General features: G+C 51.1%; 21 protein-coding genes. 8 read left to right on the plus strand and 13 right to left on the minus strand.

What is annotated here, in order from left to right; all coding sequences use genetic code 11:
- Positions 1 to 12: 12 nt before the first annotated feature.
- From BJP58_RS12620 to BJP58_RS12640, 5 genes are read left to right on the plus strand one after another with little or no spacing between them, the layout of a single operon-like run.
- Complete coding sequence (locus BJP58_RS12620) at positions 13 to 1149, plus strand: YheC/YheD family endospore coat-associated protein (protein WP_194544204.1); 1137 nt, start codon at positions 13 to 15, stop codon at positions 1147 to 1149.
- On the plus strand, positions 1146 to 2519 hold the full coding sequence (locus BJP58_RS12625) for a YheC/YheD family endospore coat-associated protein (protein WP_071218051.1): 1374 nt from the start codon (positions 1146 to 1148) through the stop codon (positions 2517 to 2519). Before BJP58_RS12620 ends, BJP58_RS12625 begins: the two co-directional genes overlap by 4 nt.
- A complete protein-coding gene (locus BJP58_RS12630) occupies positions 2516 to 3622 on the plus strand; it encodes a YheC/YheD family endospore coat-associated protein (RefSeq protein ID WP_194544205.1) in 1107 nt (368 codons plus the stop codon). Before BJP58_RS12625 ends, BJP58_RS12630 begins: the two co-directional genes overlap by 4 nt.
- Positions 3623 to 3675: 53 nt before the next feature.
- The gene (locus BJP58_RS12635) at positions 3676 to 4215 is read left to right on the plus strand and encodes a GNAT family N-acetyltransferase (protein ID WP_194544206.1); all 540 of its coding nucleotides are present in this window, start codon (positions 3676 to 3678) and stop codon (positions 4213 to 4215) included.
- On the plus strand, positions 4197 to 5312 hold the full coding sequence (locus tag BJP58_RS12640; RefSeq protein WP_194544207.1) for a YheC/YheD family endospore coat-associated protein: 1116 nt from the start codon (positions 4197 to 4199) through the stop codon (positions 5310 to 5312). The genes BJP58_RS12635 and BJP58_RS12640 overlap by 19 nt, the downstream gene beginning before the upstream one ends.
- A gap of 107 nt (positions 5313 to 5419) precedes the next feature.
- On the opposite strand, the gene BJP58_RS12645 is transcribed toward BJP58_RS12640, so the two are convergent.
- Positions 5420 to 6106 carry an HAD family hydrolase gene (locus BJP58_RS12645; RefSeq protein WP_194544208.1) on the minus strand — a complete coding sequence of 229 codons (687 nt, stop codon included), beginning with the start codon at positions 6104 to 6106 and terminating at the stop codon, positions 5420 to 5422.
- 188 nt (positions 6107 to 6294) lie between these two features.
- On the opposite strand from BJP58_RS12645, the gene BJP58_RS12650 reads away from it, so the two are divergent.
- Positions 6295 to 6573 (plus strand): hypothetical protein, encoded by a 279-nt coding sequence (locus tag BJP58_RS12650; RefSeq protein ID WP_194544209.1) that lies wholly within the window; start codon positions 6295 to 6297, stop codon positions 6571 to 6573.
- Positions 6574 to 6588: 15 nt separating this feature from the next.
- Here the strand turns inward: BJP58_RS12650 and BJP58_RS12655 are convergent, their stop codons facing one another.
- Both BJP58_RS12655 and BJP58_RS12660 read right to left on the minus strand, forming a co-directional pair.
- The gene (locus BJP58_RS12655) at positions 6589 to 6795 is read right to left on the minus strand and encodes a DUF5957 family protein (RefSeq protein ID WP_071218045.1); all 207 of its coding nucleotides are present in this window, start codon (positions 6793 to 6795) and stop codon (positions 6589 to 6591) included.
- Positions 6796 to 6802: 7 nt separating this feature from the next.
- On the minus strand, positions 6803 to 7195 hold the full coding sequence (locus BJP58_RS12660) for a DUF6220 domain-containing protein (protein ID WP_194544210.1): 393 nt from the start codon (positions 7193 to 7195) through the stop codon (positions 6803 to 6805).
- Between the two features lie 182 nt (positions 7196 to 7377).
- Between BJP58_RS12660 and BJP58_RS12665 the strand changes: the two genes are divergently transcribed.
- Complete coding sequence (locus BJP58_RS12665; RefSeq protein ID WP_194544211.1) at positions 7378 to 8064, plus strand: response regulator; 687 nt, start codon at positions 7378 to 7380, stop codon at positions 8062 to 8064.
- A complete protein-coding gene (locus tag BJP58_RS12670; RefSeq protein WP_194544212.1) occupies positions 8061 to 9455 on the plus strand; it encodes a sensor histidine kinase in 1395 nt (464 codons plus the stop codon). The genes BJP58_RS12665 and BJP58_RS12670 overlap by 4 nt, the downstream gene beginning before the upstream one ends.
- 79 nt (positions 9456 to 9534) lie before the next feature.
- On the opposite strand, the gene BJP58_RS12675 is transcribed toward BJP58_RS12670, so the two are convergent.
- From BJP58_RS12675 to BJP58_RS12720, 10 genes are all read right to left on the minus strand, one after another.
- The gene (locus BJP58_RS12675; protein ID WP_071218042.1) at positions 9535 to 10104 is read right to left on the minus strand and encodes a manganese catalase family protein; all 570 of its coding nucleotides are present in this window, start codon (positions 10102 to 10104) and stop codon (positions 9535 to 9537) included.
- A 96-nt stretch (positions 10105 to 10200) separates the two neighbouring features.
- Complete coding sequence (locus tag BJP58_RS12680) at positions 10201 to 10476, minus strand: spore coat protein CotJB (protein WP_071218041.1); 276 nt, start codon at positions 10474 to 10476, stop codon at positions 10201 to 10203.
- A 6-nt stretch (positions 10477 to 10482) separates the two neighbouring features.
- Positions 10483 to 10704, minus strand: a complete 222-nt coding sequence (locus tag BJP58_RS12685) for a spore coat associated protein CotJA (protein ID WP_074961779.1) — start codon at positions 10702 to 10704, stop codon at positions 10483 to 10485.
- 150 nt (positions 10705 to 10854) lie between these two features.
- Positions 10855 to 11886: a sporulation integral membrane protein YtvI gene (ytvI, locus tag BJP58_RS12690; protein WP_071218040.1), complete on the minus strand. Its 1032-nt coding sequence runs from the start codon at positions 11884 to 11886 to the stop codon at positions 10855 to 10857.
- A gap of 34 nt (positions 11887 to 11920) precedes the next feature.
- Entirely contained in the window at positions 11921 to 13246 is a 1326-nt protein-coding gene (locus BJP58_RS12695; RefSeq protein WP_194544213.1) for a hemolysin family protein, read from the minus strand.
- A gap of 25 nt (positions 13247 to 13271) precedes the next feature.
- Positions 13272 to 14411, minus strand: coding sequence for a radical SAM/CxCxxxxC motif protein YfkAB (yfkAB, locus tag BJP58_RS12700; RefSeq protein ID WP_071218038.1), 1140 nt, complete (start codon positions 14409 to 14411; stop codon positions 13272 to 13274).
- 139 nt (positions 14412 to 14550) lie between these two features.
- Positions 14551 to 16812 (minus strand): MMPL family transporter, encoded by a 2262-nt coding sequence (locus BJP58_RS12705; RefSeq protein WP_194544214.1) that lies wholly within the window; start codon positions 16810 to 16812, stop codon positions 14551 to 14553.
- Positions 16813 to 16841: 29 nt separating this feature from the next.
- The gene (locus BJP58_RS12710; RefSeq protein ID WP_194544215.1) at positions 16842 to 17927 is read right to left on the minus strand and encodes an HD-GYP domain-containing protein; all 1086 of its coding nucleotides are present in this window, start codon (positions 17925 to 17927) and stop codon (positions 16842 to 16844) included.
- A gap of 108 nt (positions 17928 to 18035) precedes the next feature.
- Positions 18036 to 18860: an undecaprenyl-diphosphate phosphatase gene (locus BJP58_RS12715; protein ID WP_071218035.1), complete on the minus strand. Its 825-nt coding sequence runs from the start codon at positions 18858 to 18860 to the stop codon at positions 18036 to 18038.
- 69 nt (positions 18861 to 18929) lie between these two features.
- Complete coding sequence (locus BJP58_RS12720; RefSeq protein ID WP_194544216.1) at positions 18930 to 20363, minus strand: bifunctional metallophosphatase/5'-nucleotidase; 1434 nt, start codon at positions 20361 to 20363, stop codon at positions 18930 to 18932.
- Positions 20364 to 20427 lie beyond the last annotated feature (64 nt).

Below are 20427 nucleotides of genomic sequence, written 5' to 3' on the forward strand. Positions count from 1 at the left end.
AAGGAGAACATTATGTCGTCAAACAAGATAGGCACCCTGGGTGTCATGGTATGCCGCAAACCGGGCTTCCCTCCCTTCGCAGAGAAGGAATTCCTCCGTGAACTTAGCTCGAAGGCCAAGGGACTCGGCATGCAGGTATTTGTTTTTTGTCCGGATGATGCCTCTCCTGCTTCTGGTGTTGAAAGCTCCATAGACAGGATACAAGGATATCAATTCAATCCTGGAAAAGGCTGGAGTTTCGGCACCTTTCCTCCTCCAGACGTCATCTATGACCGATGTCTGCACCGAAACGGTGAGGAAACGGCTGCCGCCGGTGCGTATCTGAACCGAATGCTGCAGCAGGGCGTAAGACTGTGGGCACGCGGTCTGCCCGGCAAGCAGAAAGTGCATCAACTATTAAAGCGCTCCTCCGCCTTAAGGCCATATCTGCCGGCAACCTTAAGTTATACCGGAGCGGAATCACTGAGCAGGGCCCTGCTGGCTTTTGGCAGCGGACTTTTCATGAAGCCTAGCGGAGGCTCTCAGGGTCGTCATACTTTGTACCTCGCTTTGACAGATCAACAGCGTGTCAGACTGCAAGGAAGGGACCGGAGCAATCGCATGTTCCAGCAGACTATTCCCGCACAAGAGATGAACGAATGGGTGAGTCGATTTACCGGTCGACGCCGGTTTATCATTCAACCCTATCTGGAGCTTCATAACCGTAACGGAGATCCGTTTGATATTCGGTCATTGGTTCAAAAGAATGACCGCGGCAGATGGTCCATCACAGGAATCGCTGCACGGCAAGGCGTAAGCCAAGGACTGACCTCGAACCTTCACGGGGGAGGCACCGCATTTCCGGCCCTTCCCTATCTAACGGCCGATTTCGGAGAAGAAAAGGCCATGAAGATCATTCAGACCATCCGAGATCTGTCCGCTCAGCTTCCATCTCTGCTCGAAGAAGGATTCGGCCGACTTGGCGAGCTGGGAATCGATTTTGGCGTGGATACAAAGGGACGGGTCTGGATCCTGGAGGTTAATTCCAAACCGGGCCGCCGCGCATTTACACTAACGGGAGATGGTCACGCAGCCCGGCTGTCCGTCGAACATCCGATTCAATACGCCCGTTATTTATTGCTTCGACAACTTAGGAGGGTAAATACATGAGTTTGAATTTCGGAAATATTCATTTCTCGCAGCAGCCCGAAAAAGTCGTCTTTTTATCCGGTTCGCTTTTAAAGAGCCTGGGGCTATCAAGCAGGAAATCGATTAAGCTACGCATCGGGACCAACACGGTGTCCGCTGCTGTAAAACCGATCGATCGATCGGGGAAACACATCTATTTAAGCAACGGTGTCCGCAACGGTATCCACGTTCCCAGACAGGGCCCTGTCTATATCCATTCCCCCCGTGAAGGAGAAATCGAGCTGGGGCCCGTGGTTGGGGTTCTCTCCGACGGACCGCATAATCCATCCAGCCCCTTTGGAGCCCGAACCTCGTATATTCGTCAGCTTCTTCGTGAGGGCAACAAAAAAATGTTCGTTTATGCCTTTGCCCCCCGGGATATCAACTGGCAGCGCGAAACGGTGCATGCCTATATGCTCGGTTCCGGCGGTGGTTTTGTCCGCAAAACCGTTCCGCTCCCTAATGTCGTCTATAATCGCCTGCCTAGCCGAAAAACCGACTTCTCCCCTTTTACCAATCAACTGAGAGATCGGTTTCTGAAGCGCAACATTAAATTTTTCAACTGGGCCTTCTTCAATAAATCCGATGTGTACTCCCAGCTGGACGGCGACGTGCAGGCAGGCAAATATTTGCCGGAAACGCATAACAATCCTAGTCCCGAGCGGATTAAGGATATGATGGAGCGCCATAACTTTGTATATTATAAGCCCTCAGCCGGAAGCTTAGGCCTCGGGATTTACCGGTTAACCTATCTTCCCAAAAAAGGATACTTTGCGCGATATCACGGAAACGGGGGTAACACCCTTCTCAAGTTCCCAAGCTTTAACAGTCTGATGCGTATGCTACAGGCCAAGCATGGCTCCAAGCTGCGTAACTATGTTATCCAGCAAGGAATCCGCCTCATTGAAATCGATGGCTGCCCTATCGACTTCAGATTTCATATGCATAAGAACAGCAAAAACCGGTGGTCCGTGGTTGGTATCGGCGCCAAAAAAGCCGGTCGGGGCAGCGTCACAACGCATATCAAGAACGGGGGCTCCTTGATGACGCCGGAGCAGGCGCTCAGCCGGGCCTTCGGCTCCAAAGCTCGGGATGTGCTGGAGCGTGCCAAGGACGCCGCCATCGCGATGTCGGAGGCCATCGAGAATCATCATCCGCATCTGTTAGGAGAAATCGGGTTCGATATAGGAATAGATGATAACGAGAGGATATGGATGTTTGAAGCGAATTCGAAGCCGGGCCGATCGATATTCAACCACCCTTCTCTTAAAGGGGAAGGAAAAGCATCGGTGGAGCATATATTTGAACACAGTATGTATCTCAGCGGCTTCCACAGGGGGAATGACTCGTGAATAACCGAGTGGAGAGTGATGGAAGACCGGTTGTAGCCATCCTGACCATGCACGACTCGCATACGATGTTCAGAGGCAACCGGCAAAACTTTCAGGAAATCATCAAAACGGGAAAGGATATGGGCTTTATCGTCTATGTGGTCACCGTACGTGATCTGAAGCTTGATACGGGTACTGTCAAAGGCTATATCCTGAACAGCGACCATTCCTGGGAGCAGAGGCTATGCCCTCTGCCCCAGGTTATATATAACCGGATCCCTTACCGAGAGGATGAAGCCCTTCCCTGGGTCCGACGCAAAATCAAGGAATGCCAAAAACATCCCCATATCGATATCTATAACCCACACTTTTTCAATAAGTGGCGTCTCTTTGCTTGGCTGAACAAATCACGGTTAACCAAAAAGTGGGCACCCTTGACAAAGCGATTGAAGGGTTACCCTACTTTATATGAAATGATCAAGCGGAAGCCCTACCTGTATCTTAAACCAGAGGACGGCAAGGCCGGGCAAGGAATCATGAGGGTGCGGTATCAGAAAAACAAATCGCTCCCCTACCGCATACAGATACAGAACAACAAAAACAGCACCACCTACAAAGCAGCCTCCTTAGAGCGGCTTTGGAACCGTGTTTATCAGGAGACTAAAGGAAGCTCATACCTGATCCAGCAAGGAATCGAGCTGGCCCAGGTCCACGGTCGCGCCTTCGACCTCCGCATACTTGTGCAAAAGAACGAGTACGGCTCCTGGGCAGTTACAGGCATTGGAGCTCGAATGGCAGGCGCCAAAAGCATCACCACACATGTTCCTCGCGGAGGAACGATTGAGGATCCGGAGAAGCTGCTGCCGATCGTGTTCGGTCAGGAACGGTCCGACGCCATCCTTAGCGAAGTTAAAAAAGCAGCCGTGCATATGGCACGGCAGATTGAGAAGAGCTCTGGTCAGATCCATGGCGAAATGTCCATGGACCTCGGAATTGATAGCGAAGGCGTTCTCTGGTTCTTCGAAGCCAATTCAAGACCCATGAAATTTGACGAACCCGCGATCCGGAAAAAGTCACTGGAGCGGATTTTTCAATATTCCGAATACCTGATCAATCAAAGGTAGGCCCTGCATCAGCCAGAGCAACGGTTAAGAAAGACATGAAAGGAGGGGATCGTGTGGAAATCTCATGTCTAGCTCTCTCAAGCCCGGAAGAATGGCCGCATGCCAGACAGCAGTGCAGCGAATTCTTCCGGCGGTACAGCAACAAACGCCTAACCCGCGAAGGTTACCAGCGCCTGGCCTTGCTATCCTATGACGAGCTGCTGCAGCCCGGTACCTCGATCATGGCCGCTACGGTTCGAAGCGATGTCGGCCGCATACCTGTGGGGATGTGCTTTGCGGCGGATTATGGGGAAGGTGCCTGCATGGTTGCTGTACACCCTCTATACCGCAACCGGCATATCGGTTCTTCCCTGATCCGCTCACAATTATCCAAATTCGGGCGGCTGCGATGCAAAGTAGCCGCCGATCATTCGGCAAGTTTGCAAATGTGCTTTCATGCAGGGCTACAGGCCATAGCGCTTGAGCAAGGTCCGACGGGCAAACCTACGCTCGTTATGAGCGGAACCCTTCCCCTGCACCCATTCCACAGTTCTTCAGCATCTCGTGCTGACTCTGTTCAAGAAGGTGAACTTCTGTGTCAAAACCCGTCTTAGGTATTATGACGTTATACTTGGATGAACGGAAAACGCTGGAGGAGCGGCATATCTACGAGCATATGATCAGGGAAGGAAAAGCGATGGGCCTTGACGTTTACGTCTTCACCCCCGCTGACGTTAACAGTGCGCAAGGCCTGATCAACGCCATGGAATACGATCCGGATCGCCGGAGATGGGGCCGCAGATGGCGCTCGTTTCCCAATATGATCTTTGATCGCTGCCGCATTCAAAAGAGCCCTCGCTTTCAACAGCTGCTGCGCTTTCGTTCACGCTATCGGCATTTACTGTTTCTGAACAGACCTTTACGCAACAAATGGACGATTCATCAAGTATTATCCACCAAGAAACGCTTCCGTCCCCATCTGCCGGATACTCGGATCGTAACCAGCACAAGCGACATCCACCGGATGCTCAACGTTCATCCTACCGTCTATTTTAAACCGATAAACGGAACGGGCGGACGCGGAATTCTGCGGATTACGAAGGTACCTGGTGTTGCGGGCACGTATGAAATCCGGGGACGCAATTCCAACCGGAGCATCATCAGACCGAAGCGAATGCCTTCAGGCCATTTGGCGCAATATCTGTCGGGCTGGGGCAATAGAGATCGATATTTGGTTCAAGAGGGGATCCAGCTGGAGCTGCCGGATGGAAGAGTGCATGATTACCGGATGCTCGTACAGAAAAATGGATCCGGTCAATGGCAGGTGACCGGCTGCGTGGGACGCGTCGGAGCGCCGAAAAGCGTGACCTCCAACCTGCATGGCGGCGGGCGTGCGACCATGATGGAAGAATTGTTAAGCAAATGGATCGCAGATCCGGCAAAGCGCGCCAGCATCCGCGAGGAAGCCGACTCCCTCGGTGTGGATGTGGCCCAATTTCTTGACGGACAGTATGGAGGCTTGTGCGAGATTGCCCTGGATCTGGCCGTGGATAAAACCGGAAGAGTTCTTCTTCTCGAGGTGAATCCGAAGCCATCAAGGGAAGTCTTCTCTCAAATCGGCGATATGGCTGCATACCGTGAATCGATGGTAAGGCCTTTAGAATATGCACTGTGGGTGTACAGCCAGAAAAAATCCGCGAAAAATGCTTAAGTTAATTCGTAGAAAACCGTAATTAAAGAATCCAAAAAACGCGCAAAGGCTGTTTCCAAGAGGGTTGCTTGCTACCCTTGGAAACAGCCTTTGTGACTCCTATCTATCTATTCGGCTAGATCGTGAAGCCTCAGCAGGTGTGAAAAAGAATGAATAACGACATCTGATCCCTTAAGCTCCTGCTCCCCGCCAAAGCCTGCATAGCGGCAGCCAATGACGGTTTGTCCGTTCTCTTTGCCCGCCTCCACATCCGATGACCGGTCCCCTACCATCCAGGCGTCCCGGATATCGTGTTCATCCAGCAGCAGCCTAACCAAATCCACCTTGGAAGCCGTTCCATGCTCTCCGGCACTGTAGACTCCTTCAAAGAGCGACATGATCCCTCTCGCTTCAGCTATGCCTTTCACATAATGCTCCAGGCCGTTGCTGGCAACAAACAATCGGACGCCCCGACGATGAAGCTCCTCCAGCGTCTCCTTCACCTCAGGATACAATACGGCTGCTTCATTGCTTAAGCCTTCGAGCTCAAGCTGCAGCAGCAGCTCGTCTGCACGTCGATGGGCTGCCGGCGTTCCATTCGGTATGACAATCTTCCAAATGTCTTCGAGCAGCATTCCCAGACATCCAAGCATGAGCTCCTCATCCGGCGTTTCTCCTTCATAGTGCCCCTCTTCACGCAAAATGTCGAACAATTTGTGATAGGCGGGCAGCAGCAGGGTCTCCGTCTGAAACAGCGTTCCATCCATGTCAAATATCATCGCTTCCGGCTTGATCAACGTTGCTGTATTTTCCAATTTGGTCCTTCCCTTCGCTCCATATAATCTGATTCTAGTCTAATCTTTCCTCATCATATAGGAACCATATCACATCTGCAAACCCCAATTCCTCATTACTTTTGATCTTCTGTACATAAAATATGCATAACCGAGGGAGCTTTATCGTTGTTATACATATAACGCGTACTAACGAGAGGAGGATTTACATGCCTGGCACAAGGGAGTCTGAACCTGCACCGCCAATCAGGCAGCTGGAAGTCGAGCTGATCGCAGAGCTGAGCCGCTATGAGCCCCATGAACAAGCTGCGATTCTCAAGCGGATGGTGTACCGCCTCAAGAAGGGGCGATATGTCCGCAGCCCGATCATAATTGTTAAGGATATGATCCGGACGCCGCTTGTATGGCTGCTGCTGTCCATGGGAGTGATGATTCCCATTCTATTCTATATCCTGTTCGTTTGGGTATCGCTGGCGGTTGAAGGGTAAAGGCGGAACGAAGCGCTATGGTTTATATTCCGGGCGCCGCCAGATCATTAAAGTAGCGGCGTACCATGCCGAGGTAACAAACGGCAGGTACTTGAGACCCTTCAACCCGCTCTCGTCTCCTCCATATATGATGTGCGACATAACGGCAATCGCTGCATTCAGAACGACCCCGCCCGCAAAACCTCCAATTAAAGCCATAACCACCGCGGCAAGGCTTCTCATGTTCGTGCTACCCCTTCTGTTCCCGTCGATCGGACGGCAGGACACCACGCGCCGTATCCACCGCAAGCCAGAACAATCCGATGGCGATGACCGGATGCAAGGCCCCGGCGCCAGGCAGGTTGGCGGTGAGGTATTGGCTGAAGACCAATAACAACAGAACCAGCGATTTCCATTTGTACGGGGCGGGCAGTTTGCCTGCAATACCAAATATCAGCATGAGGACCGGCACGATTTCAAAAAAATGGACAAACAGGGTATGGCTTCTCCACATCGATCCATCGTCAAACAGCGCCATGCCGGCAAACAGCGTCTGAATGGCAATACATACAACAAATATCCATGCCAGCCCTAACGATATCCATACGACCAGCGGTGTTTTTCCTACAGCTTGTTGCGTCATGTCGACATCCCTCTCTTAATTCAAATATCTTTACGAAATCATCCTATCACCGAAATGTTGCGATCTTGTGATGATGGCTTGCGGATTCCGTGAAATTTTCCAATTGCGGCTGGAAACCGTATATAATGGGGTGGATTTACGGCTGAACCTAACGAATCAAAATGGAAAGGCAGGATCCTTGCATGGCACATACCTTGCTTCTTGTGGACGATGAACGAAAAGTCATTGAGTTTATGGAGCCGTTCCTCCGGCAGGAGGGATTTCACATCATTACCGCTGCGACAGGCACGGAGGCTTTGGCCAAAGTGAGGGACTTTAAACCGTCGCTGGTCGTATTGGATTGGATGCTGCCGGAATTAAGCGGCATTGAAGTATGCCGGGAGCTCAGAAAATCAAGCCGTGTCGGCATCATTATGGTTACCGCCCGGGTTGAGGAAACCGATAAGCTGATCGGGCTGGAGGTAGGGGCAGACGATTACATGACCAAGCCTTTCTCCCTCCGGGAGCTCGCCGCGCGTATCCGGTCGGTCCTTCGCAGAATAGAAGGCGAAACGGTTACCGAAGAAATGCTGAAGCGCGGCGAGTTGATGATCTCGGAAAACCAATGCCGGGTATGGAAACGCGGCCGGGAGATCCAGCTTACGCCTACCGAATTCAAACTACTCCTGACCCTTGCTTCAAGGCCTGGCGTGGTTTACAGCCGCCTGCAGCTGCTTCAGGCGGCCATGGAGGATGATATCCACAATGATGAACGGACCGCGGACGCCCATATCAGCCGAATCCGCAAAAAAATCGAAGATGACCCGGCTGAGCCCGTTTTTGTCAAAACGGTGTATGGATTCGGTTACCGGTTTGAGCAGCAGTCATGAGCGTGGGCCGCAAAATATTCATCGTCCTCTCATCGTTCATTATCGGTTTCAGCACCGTCTTCGTTCTTCTTACTTATGTCGTCATCCGCGATTCCATGGATGCCATGCTGCAAACCTCGCGCGAAGAAGAGCTGGATCAGCTACAGGAGCGGCTGCTCGGTTACTACGTGAAGAATGGGCATACTTTCCGCGCCGTTCAGGATCAGGCGTGGTTAGCGGACAGTCCCCGTTCAGCCGACCGCCTGGAAAGCATCCTTCTGACATCCGGGGAACAAAAGACCCTTTTGCATGAGGGGGAGGCTGTGGAGAAGCAGATCAAACGCCTCGGTGTAAAGCGGACGTTGCATGTTGAAGGCAAACCGGTCGCGGAGCTGTATTATTATGATACGGATGTGGCAAACCTGACCAAGCTTCGGATCGGCACGCCCACATCGATCATCATTTTGCTGGGAGGAGGCACCGTCCTCTTCGTCCTGCTTTCCCTCGGGGCGGCCTACTGGATATCTCGGAGGCTCACTGCGCCCCTGCGCAAACTCGTCCCGGCTATCGAACGACTCGGTCAAGGCGAGTACGGTGTTCAGGCTCCCGTTACCTCGGAGGATGAATACGGGAGGGTCGCGGTTGCTTTCAACGGCATGTCTTCCAGGCTCGAGCAGTCCGAGATGGTCCGCCGCAATCTGGTGGCTGATGTCGCCCATGAGCTTCGAACACCGCTGACGATCATAAGAGGCAAGCTGGATCTGCTTCAACAGAGCAGGCAGCCGATCCAACCGGAACTATTGCTTCCCATCCAGGATGAGTTGATTCGCTTAACCCGTCTTGTGGGCGATCTTCATCAACTATCTTTGGCCGAAGCGAAGCAGCTGCCGCTGGTTCGGAAACCCACGGACATGCTGGATCTTCTGGGTCAAATACAGGAGCGCATCGAGCCAGATGCCGATGCCAAGAACTTGACCCTGCGTTTGACGAGCGCTACGGAACACACTTCCGTTCCTGTGGATCCAAGCCGAATCACACAGGTATTTCTGAATCTCTTCATCAACGCGGTTCGGTATACACCCCAAGGCGGGCTTGTCCATACCACGATCCAAGAAGAGCCGGCTTCCGGCATGCTTCGGATTGATATTCGGGATACAGGCCCAGGGATTGAGGAGGAGCATCTTCCCTATCTCTTTGACCGCTTCTACCGTACGGACGGAGCACGTGCGCGGCATCAAGGCGGTATGGGACTGGGTCTGGCGATTGCCAAGGAATTTATCGTATCGCATGGCGGCACGATTCAGGCACAGAGCCTGCAGGGCCAAGGAACTACATTTACGGTCCGGCTGCCCTATCATGATCATGACTCGGAGAGCAGCACGGGGTATACGGCCCCCATAAATCCTATCTAACATAAACAGACAGGCCCGGACAGATATCGACCGGCCTGTCATTGTTTATCCATTTGGATGTCGAAACGATACCCTCTCCCTAGAATATTTTTTTCGTTGCCCGATCTTCCTTGATGATCTCGACGGCTTCCCTGAAGCGGATGGAATGGATAATTTCACGTTCCCGCAAAAATTTGAGACTGTCCTGCAAGTCCACATCATCCGTCATGTCGATGAGCCATTGATATGTAGCGCGTGCCTTCTCTTCTGCCGCAATGTCCTCATACAAATCCGCAATCGGATCACCCTTGGCTTGAATATAGGTTGCTGTCCAAGGGACCCCGGCCGCATTCTCATAATACAGCGCATTGTCATGGTTGGCGTAGTGCGCTCCCAACCCGGCAGCCTCCAGCTCTGCCACGCTGGCATCCTTCGTCAATTTATACACCATCGCGGCAATCATTTCGAGGTGTGCAAATTCCTCGGTTCCGATATCGTTGAGCAATCCGATCACTTTATCTGGAATCGTATACCGCTGGTTCAAATAACGCAGTGCAGCAGCCAGTTCGCCGTCAGCGCCTCCATACTGTTCCATCAGAAATCTTGCCATTCTCGGATCACATTTACTGACGCGCACCGGATACTGAAGTTTTTTTTCATATACCCACATGGGCTCTTCCGCCTCCTTGTTCTCGCTTTTCCTCTTCATGAGGGCTGCATGCATGAGGTAAAAAAAAGCCGCAGCCCCCTTGCCATACCGTCATTGTTAAACCTGCCAAGGCCAAGGACCCTCGGCCCATTCAAACGGATACTTGGAATAAGCACGGCCAAAATTTTGCAGCGGCCCATACAGCTCTTGAAATTGCTTCGCTAGCACCGTTCTCTCCTGGGTCAGTTTATTGAACTGCTCGATGCTCTTGAGATCATTCGGATGAGTGTCCAAGAACAGGTTCAGCTCCACCAGGACAAAATCCAATGCCTGAAGCTGCTCCAGCATTTCGTAATACTTCAGATCTCCAACCTGGGGTCTGGCTTCATTCACCGCATATCACTCTCCTTTAAATTTTCGCGAAGTATACGGGCTATACAAGGATGGCCATAACGTTCCGTGCCTTAGCGCCTCAGCAGGGCTAAACTGGGGCAGACCCGGCGGTTGAAACACGACATACTGGTTAACAGGTACCACATACGATCTGTAAAGCTTGGGCGGGCATGGATCAAATGGCGAATGAAATACCGGGTATACGCGCACCTCTGGATTTTCCTTCAAAGGGATTTCCTCCTTATCGTTACGATCCGTCGTTATCAAGGACTCTTCGTATTTAACATATGTCTTCCGCCCAGAAAATGAACTCCAAAATGACAAAAAAACCCTCTCCCCTGGAATATTTCCGGGAAAAGGGTCTTCATGGAGTTGTCCTCAAAATTTGATTTTGATTTGGAACAAGCCCGCTTTACGCATAGCGGAATAGATAATGACGACCAGGGGGCCGATAAAAAATCCGATCACGCCAACCAATTTAAATCCGATATACATGCTGACCAGGGCAGGCAATGCGCCGATACCGACAGCATCCCCGATGACCTTCGGCTCCAGCACGCGGCGGATCACCGTAATCAGAATGAACATGAAGATCAAGCCGACTCCTGTAAAAATATCGCCTACCGCGAGCAGGTAGATGGACCATGGTATCAAAACGGAACCTACGCCCAGAATCGGCAGAATGTCGACAATGGTGACAAGCAAAGCGATGGCAAGCGGATAGTTAACCCCTAATACCAGCAAGCCGAGCAGCGTAATCACGTACGTAAACAGGCTGAGGATCAGCTGTGCCCGCAAAAAGCCGAAAATTGATTTTTTCAGGCTGATCAGCACTTCGTTCACCTGCGACTGTGATGTCTCATCAAACAGCGACAACACTTTCTCACGCATCGTATCGAGGCTGAAAGCGAACAAGTACACCGCTACGCAGAATACAATGAACGTGACGAACAGGTTCGGCAGCGTTTTGGCAAAGGACAAAAATGTTGAGGATACTGAATTGACAAGCGACCGTATATAGGAAGAAATATTCGACATGAATTCGGTAAGACTGTCGGCAAGACCCGGCGAAATGCCGTTCAGCATGTCTTGCGCTTGTATAATCGTATGCTGAAGGAATTCGTTAGCCCCTTCAAAATATTGCGGAGCCCGGCTCCAATATTCGACCAGCTGGTTAAACACCTGCAGACCGATCAAATAAGCCAGGAGCAGCATCAAAAGGAGGAATAGCGTGCTTGTTACCGTTGCGGCCGCAATGCGGTTCATGCGAAGTCTTTTCATTAAGAGCCGATTTAACGGCTCCAATGCAATAGCAATCACGATGGCCAGCAAGAACGGAGCTCCAACCGTAAACATTCCGTACAGCAACAGGAGACTGAGACCGATAAAGATCAGCTGCTTAATCGACATAATCCACTTCCTAACAAATAGAGTCTTGCTAGTTCTAAATGAAGCTGCTCTCGAGCTTCTGATGAATCATGACGCGAGTTACACGCAACCGTGTAGACTCTTCTACCTCAAAGATCACCCCGTCAAAGGTGGTTTTCTTCCCGACCACCGGGTTCCCTTCAAGCTCTTTGAACAACCAACCGCCGATGGAATCCACGTTATGCTCTTCAATCATTAAACCGGTCAAATCATTCACTTCTTCAATGAGCATCCGCCCATCCACTGAAAAGTACTCATCATACACTTCAATTTCAGGCCGCTCATCTTCAAATTCATCGTACAGGTCCCCAACAATCTCCTCCAAAATCTTCTCGGCTGTGAGAATGCCTGCCGTCCCCCCATATTCGTCCACCACGAGCGCAAGCTGCTCATGTCTTGCCTGCATCTTCCGCAGCACCTCGCTGATTTCCGTTGATTCCGATACGTCCATAATCGGTCTCATCAAGGAAGCCAGATCACGCTGCTTCTCAGGCTCCGCCAGCAAGAGATCGGTAATGTGGACAAATCCGATGATGCGGTCTTTGTTGTCCGTTGCGACCGGGTAGCGGGAGTGCTTCGTCTCATTGACGATCCGAAGATTCTCTTCCAAGGTATAATTGGTGAAAAGAACGTCCATGTCCGTCCTTGGCAGCATAATTTCTCTGGCTCTCAAGTCAGAAAAATCGAACAGGTTGTCCATTAATTTCATCTCGTTCTCGTCAATGACACCGCTCTTTGCGCTCTCGTTCATCAGAATCCGAATCTCTTCCTCGGAGTGGGCCGCTTCGGCCTCGCTTGCCGGCTCGATGCCAACCATCTTCAGAATCCGATTAGCGGAAGCATTCAGGACCCAGATCACCGGCAGAAAAATGCGGTAAAACCAAAGCAGCGGCGCCGACAGGATCAAAGCCGTGCCCTCCGTCCGCTGAATAGCCAACGATTTCGGTGCAAGCTCCCCTAACACAATATGCAGGAAAGTGATAATACAGAAGCCCACCGCCACCGATATTGTGCCGATCAATCGCTCATCCGTAAATCCAATGCTATGCATAATGGGGGCCACCAGCAATTCTGAAATGGCAGGCTCCCCTATCCAGCCAAGACCCAGGGAAGTTAATGTGATCCCAAGCTGGGTTGCGGATAAATAGGCATCCAGCTTCTGGTTTACTTTCAGGGCAATGCCTGCCAGCCGGTTCCCTTCGCTAACGAGCTGGGTCAATCGGGATTGACGCATTTTTACCAGTGAAAATTCGGCCGCTACAAACACGCCGTTCAACAAAACGAGCAGGAAAACCAAGAGCAAATTCAAAATCAGTTTCCCGACCTCAAATTCCTCCGCCATGATGACACGCCTTCTTTCTAGGGTTCTAGTTTGTCTTTGCTTGCCTTGACTTGAAATCCACACCCCGGTAGTACATATCGGCCACCAACAGGTTCGGCCCACAGCAGCTCACTGCATCGCAGTGACAGTTAACCGTTTGGTTCAGCGGGTGTCCTGTTGTCCATTCGTTAAAAATATCGTCAAGCTTCTGTTCCTTAATATTACCAAAAGCCGGGATATCAGCAAAATCCGTTACATATACGTCGCCCGAGAATAAATTCACATTCACCCGGTTACGGCCATCCGGATCATTCCGGACCGTTACGTTCGGTTCTTGCCGCAGGCGGCGAATGATCTCCTGGTCATCATCATCGGAGCTGCAGGCATAGAAGGGCAGTGTTCCGAACAGCATCCACATGTCCCGATCCCGGACATCCAGCAAATGGTGGATGGCAGCTTTCGTGTCGTCCAAGGACAATACGGGCAGAGCGGAAGCAAAGTTTGAGGCATACATCGGGTGAACCTCGTGCCGCTTGCAGCCCATATCCTTGATCAGCTTGTGGATGCCGCTGAGTTTCGTATGCGTCCGGTAGTTAATCATCGATTCAGCGGATATGTACATCCCTGCTGCACTCAGTTTCTCCGAATTGACCAGCATTGTATCGTACATTTTGTATGCCGTTTCCTTGGAGACGGGACGCGCACTATTCGCAAACCCGACTTCATAGAAGTCGTCCCCGTTCAAATAATTGAATGAGATATGCATAACGTCCAGATAAGGCAGCATTTTCTCATACCGACTTATATCAAGCGTCAGATTGGAGTTAATCTGGGTCCGAATGCCCCTTTCCTTGGCATACTTCAGCAAGGGAACAATCACGTTATCCACCGTCTTGCCAAGAAATGCCGGTTCACCGCCCGTCAGACTGATCGTCTGCAGATGCTCTACCTCGTCCAGTCGCTTCAGCATCGTATCGAGGGGCAGCATCGGCGCTTCCTTCATGACAAGCATATCACCGACAGCGCAATGTTCACAGCGCATATTGCAAAGATGCGTCACTGTCATTTCCACACTGGTCAGCACATGACGACCATGCTCGCGCAGTGAAGTTATCGGATCCCACGGATCATAACTCGGCGAAATGGGCCTTACGGCTGATGGAAATGGCTGTGCTGTATTACTCATGGTTCACTCACCTTATTTCTTTGAATTACCGATTCATTCAGTACAACTTACGCAATATGTACTCTACGGTTTTGATAATGTCCATTATATGATTATAACATACCCGAACAGAAGGCCTCTGCTTGATTCGGCTGGGAAATCATCCACTGTCCCCATGTTGGTCCGCGCTTTCCTTGGAAGTAAGCTTATGGGCCGGAAACATCCATCTTGGACTCCACCAATTCGCTCTGCCCATCATCTTCATAAACGCAGGCACAAGCAGCACCCGAATCACGGTGGCATCCAGTAGAATGGCTGCAGTCAGGCCTAAACCGATCGCTTTCATCACTTCATTATCCGTAAATACAAAGGCACCTACGACGACAGCCAGAATCAGGGCTGCGCTTGTAATCAGCCCGCCCGTACTCTCCAAGCCTTCGGCTGTGCTGAATTCGTTATCTCCCGTCCGTTCGTAATTCTCCATGATTCGCGAGAGCATCATGACTTCATAATCCATCGATATGCCAAACACCACGCAGAATATCAGGATTGGCAAAAGCGCAAAGATGGATCCCGTAGAGGATACACCCAGCCACTGCGCGCCAATCCCCTCTTGAAACACCCATACCACGATACCGAGTCCGGCGCCGAGGCTGAGCATATTCATTATGCTTGCTTTTAAAGGGAGCACGACCGATCGAAACGCCAATAGGAGAATGACGTAGGTAACTACAAATACAAAGACCAGAACGTAGGTGATATTCTGATGGATGGCTTCCATGATGTCCAGTTTATAGGCGGGGCTTCCGGTGACATAGGTCGTCAGCTCGTTCGTATCCATCGTCCGTAACGCTCGGACGAGCTGCATAGTCAATGCATGGGATTCGCCATACTCCGGGATCACGGCGACGGCTGCGAAATTCCCCCTCACAAAACGATGCTGCTCCAGCTGCTGGCGGATATCTTCGCGGGATAAATATTTCGAGGCTTCTTCCACCGAACCTCTGCCGATGCTCAGATAACTCTCTACCTGCTTCACACCCGGCATCATCCTGATTTCATCCGTATATGCCTTCATTAGCTCGATGCTGCGCGAATCCTCATAAGAGGCCGGAAGTTCGACCGCTACAACGATCGAATTCAATTCACGTTCATCATAAGCCTGTGTGAGCAGGTCGTGTCCATATCGGGATTCATAGGCGGGGGGAAGCACTTCGGCTGCGGGGATGGCGATATTCATGTCCCGAACCGGATAAATCGCCACCAATAGTAAACCGATCGCTGCGATAGAGATGGTCACAGGATGCGCCATGACAAATTTGGAGAGCCTTCTCCACAAACCGGAGGTCTGCCGTGCCCGGAGCGTCCGGTAAGCGGCAGGGAATAGAGGGAGCGCATCGATACGCGGGCCCAATATTCCCAATAATGCGGGAAGAAGCGTATTACCGGCCAGCACTGATAACAGCACCACGGTAATGCCGCCTATGCTGAAGGAACGGAAGATCGGCAGATCTATGAAACTCATCGCCACAAAACCGATCAACACGGCTGCCCCGGAGAACATCACCGCTTTGCCGGCGGTTGCGCAAGTGACAGCCAGGGCAGTGCCCACATCTCCGCTCCGTGTCCGCATCTCTTCTTTGAATCGGCTTACGACCAGCAACGCATAATCGATCCCCACGGCCAGGCCCAGCATCGTTACGACATTCGGTAGGAAATTGCTGATCGAGCCGTCGGCCAAAGCGACAAAATACAGGATTCCCATCGTGACCACCACACTGGCAACACCGGCTAACAATGGCAGGATCGCGGCAGTCAATGTTCCGAATACGACCGCCAGAATGAGCAGAGCTGCGGGAATGCCTATCATCTCGGCATGGATGATATCGCTTTTGACGGCTTGGTTCATATCGGCGAAGATGGCGGTATTCCCTGTTATGTAAGTATCCGCTCCCGTGATGCCCGGAACCGAGTCACGAATCTCTTCAAACTGCTTCAAGGCTTCCGTGGAATCCAGATCCAGCAGCACCGTCACGGATACGATATGATCCTGGCCTGCCTTATGAGCTGCCATATTCATATAAATATCCCTGACATAGGGACGGGCTCGCAAAGGCTCAAGCTCCGTCAATATTCGCCTCTGCGCCGTGCCTGCCGTCAAATTCTCATCGTGCTGGCTCACTACGACAATATCCAGCGAAGCTGCCGACAGTCCTAATCCCTCTTCCAGCTTCTCAATCCCGATCTGGGCCGGACTATCCTTCGGCGTAAACCCGTTGTGCTGCAGAATGGACGGCAGCTTGAATGCAAACGGAAGCAGCCCGCAAAACAAAAGAAGCCAGGTTACAACAATGGCTTTACGGTAGCGGTATATCTGTCGCCCCCATGTATGCAGCAATGTTGTATGGCTGTTACGTCTCACGAGTCTACCTCCTTCAGTGTAAGTTTGATCTATGGTGCTCGCCCGATACCAGCGATCATAATGGCCAGTGTTTCAGACAAATCCAATTCATAAGGTGCGGATAGCGGGGTGCCTTCGGCATCCGTTAATACGCGGACAACGGGTCGATGCGGCACATGTGCGTGAATTTTGGATACCACTCCACTCTCACCCGTATGTAATTTCACGGTGATCCCTGGAGGATATATCGCTACCCGATCCCGAAACATGGCCAGGAATGACTGTTCATACAGTGTTCCCGAGCCTGCATACATCACCTCTACCGCTTCATGCGGCAATAAGGCAGGCTTGTACACCCGCTGCGTGGTCATCGCATCGTAAGAATCCGTAATCGCAATCCATTTGGCGTATTCATGAATCTCAGGTCCCTTCAAGGCTCTGGGATAACCGCTGCCATCCAGGCGTTCATGATGCGACAGGGCGCAATGCGCCGATAACAACGGAATGTTCGGTTCGTCTTTCAATATTTTGAACCCGAACTCGGTATGCTTCTGGACCTCGCGAAATTCTTCTTCGCTCAGCCGTCCTGGATGATTCAGCAGCTTCTGGGATATCCTCGTCTTGCCGATATCGTGAAGCAATGCCCCCAAGCCCAGCACCTTCAGATCCTCCCGATTATAGCCGTAAGACACCCCAAGAACCGTTGAATATAGACAGACGTTAAGCGAATGACGATACAGGTTGTAATCGTTGGTATTCATATCCGTCAGGAGTACCATGCCCTCGTCATGATCCGATATTTCATCCATAATAGACTCCATCATCCCGGAGAACGTTTTGCCTAAATGAAGGAAGCTTCCCTTCAGAGCAGCCTGGCTCTCCAGGGTCTTGAAGCTCGTCCGTATCGACTGGATCGCCTGCAGCCGGGTCTCCTCGGTCAACAACTCCGGAACCACGATATCCTCTGTCATCGGCTCCTCGATATAGACATACCCGATTTCCAACGTGCCCAGACGGCGAATCAGTCCTGTCGTCAGCTCCACGCCTTCGGCAAGCAGAATTAAACCGTCACTATTATATATTCTCTTACCAAGAACCATTCCCGGCCTCAACGCGTTGATAGGTATAAGACGCAAAATCCGTCACTTCCTCTGCTATTCTCAAACTTGTGTGGGATATAGCGTCCAGTCTTCAGTGGATCACGATACGAAGAAGCCGGATCTCCTCCTTGTGTCTACTCCTGCTTAATGCATGATAAACAGCCAAAAAACGGCAGCGAGAACAAAACGGTAGATCGCAAAATGAGTAAGCCTTATCTTCTGTATGAGCTTCATGAAGGCCAAGACGACAAAATAAGCAACAACAAACGAAACGATAAATCCGGCAAGAAATACGCCGATCGTATCTAAAGTAAAATATCGGTAAGAATCCAGCAATTCATATCCGGATGCAGCACACATAATGGGAATTGCAATAATGAACGAGAAATCGGCCGATGCCTTATAGCTCACCCCGCTAAGCATTCCTCCGGAGATGGTGGAGCCCGAGCGGGAAAAGCCCGGCCATAAAACGGAGATGATCTGGTAGACGCCAATCTGAAGGGCCTGCTTGTATGTCAAATCATCCAAATCATGTGATGTCACTTGAACTTTATGCTTATTGTACCATTCTGCAAAAATCATAAAAATACCGCCGGCAACGAGTGCAAACAGCACCGTCTGCGCATGGAACAGGCTCTTGATAAAATCCCTCGCGAAAAATGCAACCAGCAGGGCCGGAGCAATCCCCAAAAATATATGAATCAGATTCAATCTTTTTCGAGGCTCTTTCTTGGTCAACGGTTCACTTCGGCTCCAGCCGAGCAGGTTCAAAATTCGATTCCAGTAAACGATCGCGATCGCCATAATGGCGCCAAGCTGAATGACAACCTCAAACGTCTTCATGATCGGAGTTTGATCGTCATAACCGAGCACCTTGGCCGTCAAGATCATATGACCTGTGGAAGACACCGGAATGAATTCGGTTAGTCCTTCCACGATCCCCAGTATAATGGATGTGATAAAATCCATCGTCCTTCCCCTCCCTTACCTTTGTCCTCCTCATATGTATGCTCGGCCAAAGGAAGTTAGTCGGGATTGTCAGGATATCCAGCGTGGAATCATGGACTCTTCAAGCGAACCGGGCCTCGATAGCTCACTTCGCAGCAGGTCTCTAATAAACTCCGGCAGCATATATACCGTATCCTTACCAAGTGACAACGACTCGTATCCGATTTTAAAAGTGAACATATCGAGTGTCCCCACCTTATATTCCCGCTGCGGCTCTAGCGGTTGCCCCTTCATGGAGATATGCGTAATCTTTCGGTAAGGCTCTCCGTTCTTGTCGTAGTGAATTTTCAACCCATCGACTGCCAGGCCGCCTAATATATAACCGCGGAAACCAAAGCCCATTATCTTCTTTCCGCTGAACTCTTGAAGCAAACTCTCCTCAAGCGCCTGATAGATATGTTCTCCGCGTAGCTTCACGATGCAGGGATTAATCGGTGACGGGCACAGGCCATGCAGCATACCGGTGCTGATCTCGCCCTCCGGCAGCGGCCCGAGCAGCTGCCCCGAGTTCACGATGGCAAAATCCGCATCCGTATGCTGCAGCACGGCCTGAGCCAGCAGGTTTGCAAACGGCGACTCCTCCTCATAGTGGATGGGCAGACTACGATCATTAACGGCAACAGTCTCCGTTAATTTCTCCCTTGCCAGCTCATGGTGCCTCATGATCGCCTGCTCTACGATGGGTTCTATTAAGTTTTTATCCACAGGGAGCAAACTTCCCTCTATACAGGTAAAGCGATCTTCAGCATGACTGCGCTGCATGACGAGGCGACCTACATATTGTCCGAACTTGCCTGCACCGCACACGGCTGTCTTTCCGATCATCAGGGGCTCCTCGAGTATATGATGGGTATGACCGCCAAGAATAACATCAATCCCCTCAACATTTTCTGCTAATCTTTTATCAATCGTTAGTCCTAAATGGGATAAAACAATTATGATATCACACTGGCCCTGAAGCGCTCGCACTTGCTCAGCAATAGCCATCACCGGATCTCCGGCTTCCCAGCCTAACAATTGATAAAAACCTGCAAAAGCAGCCGTTGCGCCGGTGAGCCCGATTCGAATGCCTTCTCGTTCCAGGATCACATGCGGCTTCATCCATCGAGGAGGATTACCACTCTTAGTCTCACTAATGTTGCAGCACACAACGGGACACTGCAGTCCGGCGTATACACTCTCCAGAACATCATATGAAATGGTGAGCCCTTCGTTATTGCCAATCGTAATGGCGTCGTATCCTGTCAAATTAATGACATCCACATTGGCTTGGCCCATGGTGCCTTCGGTTTCCACCGATGCCCGGTCCATATGATCACCGATATCCAGTACGATTGCCCCGTTGCCGGCAGCCGCCTTTTCCCGGGAAATAAGTGCCGCCACACTGCTCATCATCTCAAAATGGCTATGTATATCGTTGGTATACAATATCGTCAGCTTCTGTTTGTTGCTTCCTAACCCCATTTGGCGGCCCCCTCCCCAAGTTCGTTATTCGATAATTTCCGGTCTTACAAGCATAACATTTTAG

The sequence above is a fragment of the Paenibacillus sp. JZ16 genome, from assembly GCF_015326965.1.
Taxonomy (GTDB): Bacteria; Bacillota; Bacilli; order Paenibacillales; family Paenibacillaceae; genus Paenibacillus_AQ.

Bases quoted from the DNA above. Each gene is read 5' to 3' on its own strand.
- BJP58_RS12655 (WP_071218045.1), bottom strand. From the start codon at position 6,795: ATGAGAAGCCTTGCCGCGGTGGTTATGGCTTTAATTGGAGGTTTTGCG.
- BJP58_RS12675 (WP_071218042.1), bottom strand. From the start codon at position 10,104: ATGTGGGTATATGAAAAAAAACTTCAGTATCCGGTGCGCGTCAGTAAA.
- BJP58_RS12660 (WP_194544210.1), bottom strand. From the start codon at position 7,195: ATGACGCAACAAGCTGTAGGAAAAACACCGCTGGTCGTATGGATATCG.
- BJP58_RS12620 (WP_194544204.1), top strand. From the start codon at position 13: ATGTCGTCAAACAAGATAGGCACCCTGGGTGTCATGGTATGCCGCAAA.
- yfkAB (WP_071218038.1), bottom strand. From the start codon at position 14,411: ATGAGTAATACAGCACAGCCATTTCCATCAGCCGTAAGGCCCATTTCG.
- BJP58_RS12715 (WP_071218035.1), bottom strand. From the start codon at position 18,860: ATGGATTTTATCACATCCATTATACTGGGGATCGTGGAAGGACTAACC.
- ytvI (WP_071218040.1), bottom strand. From the start codon at position 11,886: ATGTCGATTAAGCAGCTGATCTTTATCGGTCTCAGTCTCCTGTTGCTG.
- BJP58_RS12670 (WP_194544212.1), top strand. From the start codon at position 8,061: ATGAGCGTGGGCCGCAAAATATTCATCGTCCTCTCATCGTTCATTATC.
- BJP58_RS12650 (WP_194544209.1), top strand. From the start codon at position 6,295: ATGCCTGGCACAAGGGAGTCTGAACCTGCACCGCCAATCAGGCAGCTG.
- BJP58_RS12665 (WP_194544211.1), top strand. From the start codon at position 7,378: ATGGCACATACCTTGCTTCTTGTGGACGATGAACGAAAAGTCATTGAG.
- BJP58_RS12625 (WP_071218051.1), top strand. From the start codon at position 1,146: ATGAGTTTGAATTTCGGAAATATTCATTTCTCGCAGCAGCCCGAAAAA.
- BJP58_RS12720 (WP_194544216.1), bottom strand. From the start codon at position 20,363: ATGGGGTTAGGAAGCAACAAACAGAAGCTGACGATATTGTATACCAAC.
- BJP58_RS12695 (WP_194544213.1), bottom strand. From the start codon at position 13,246: ATGGCGGAGGAATTTGAGGTCGGGAAACTGATTTTGAATTTGCTCTTG.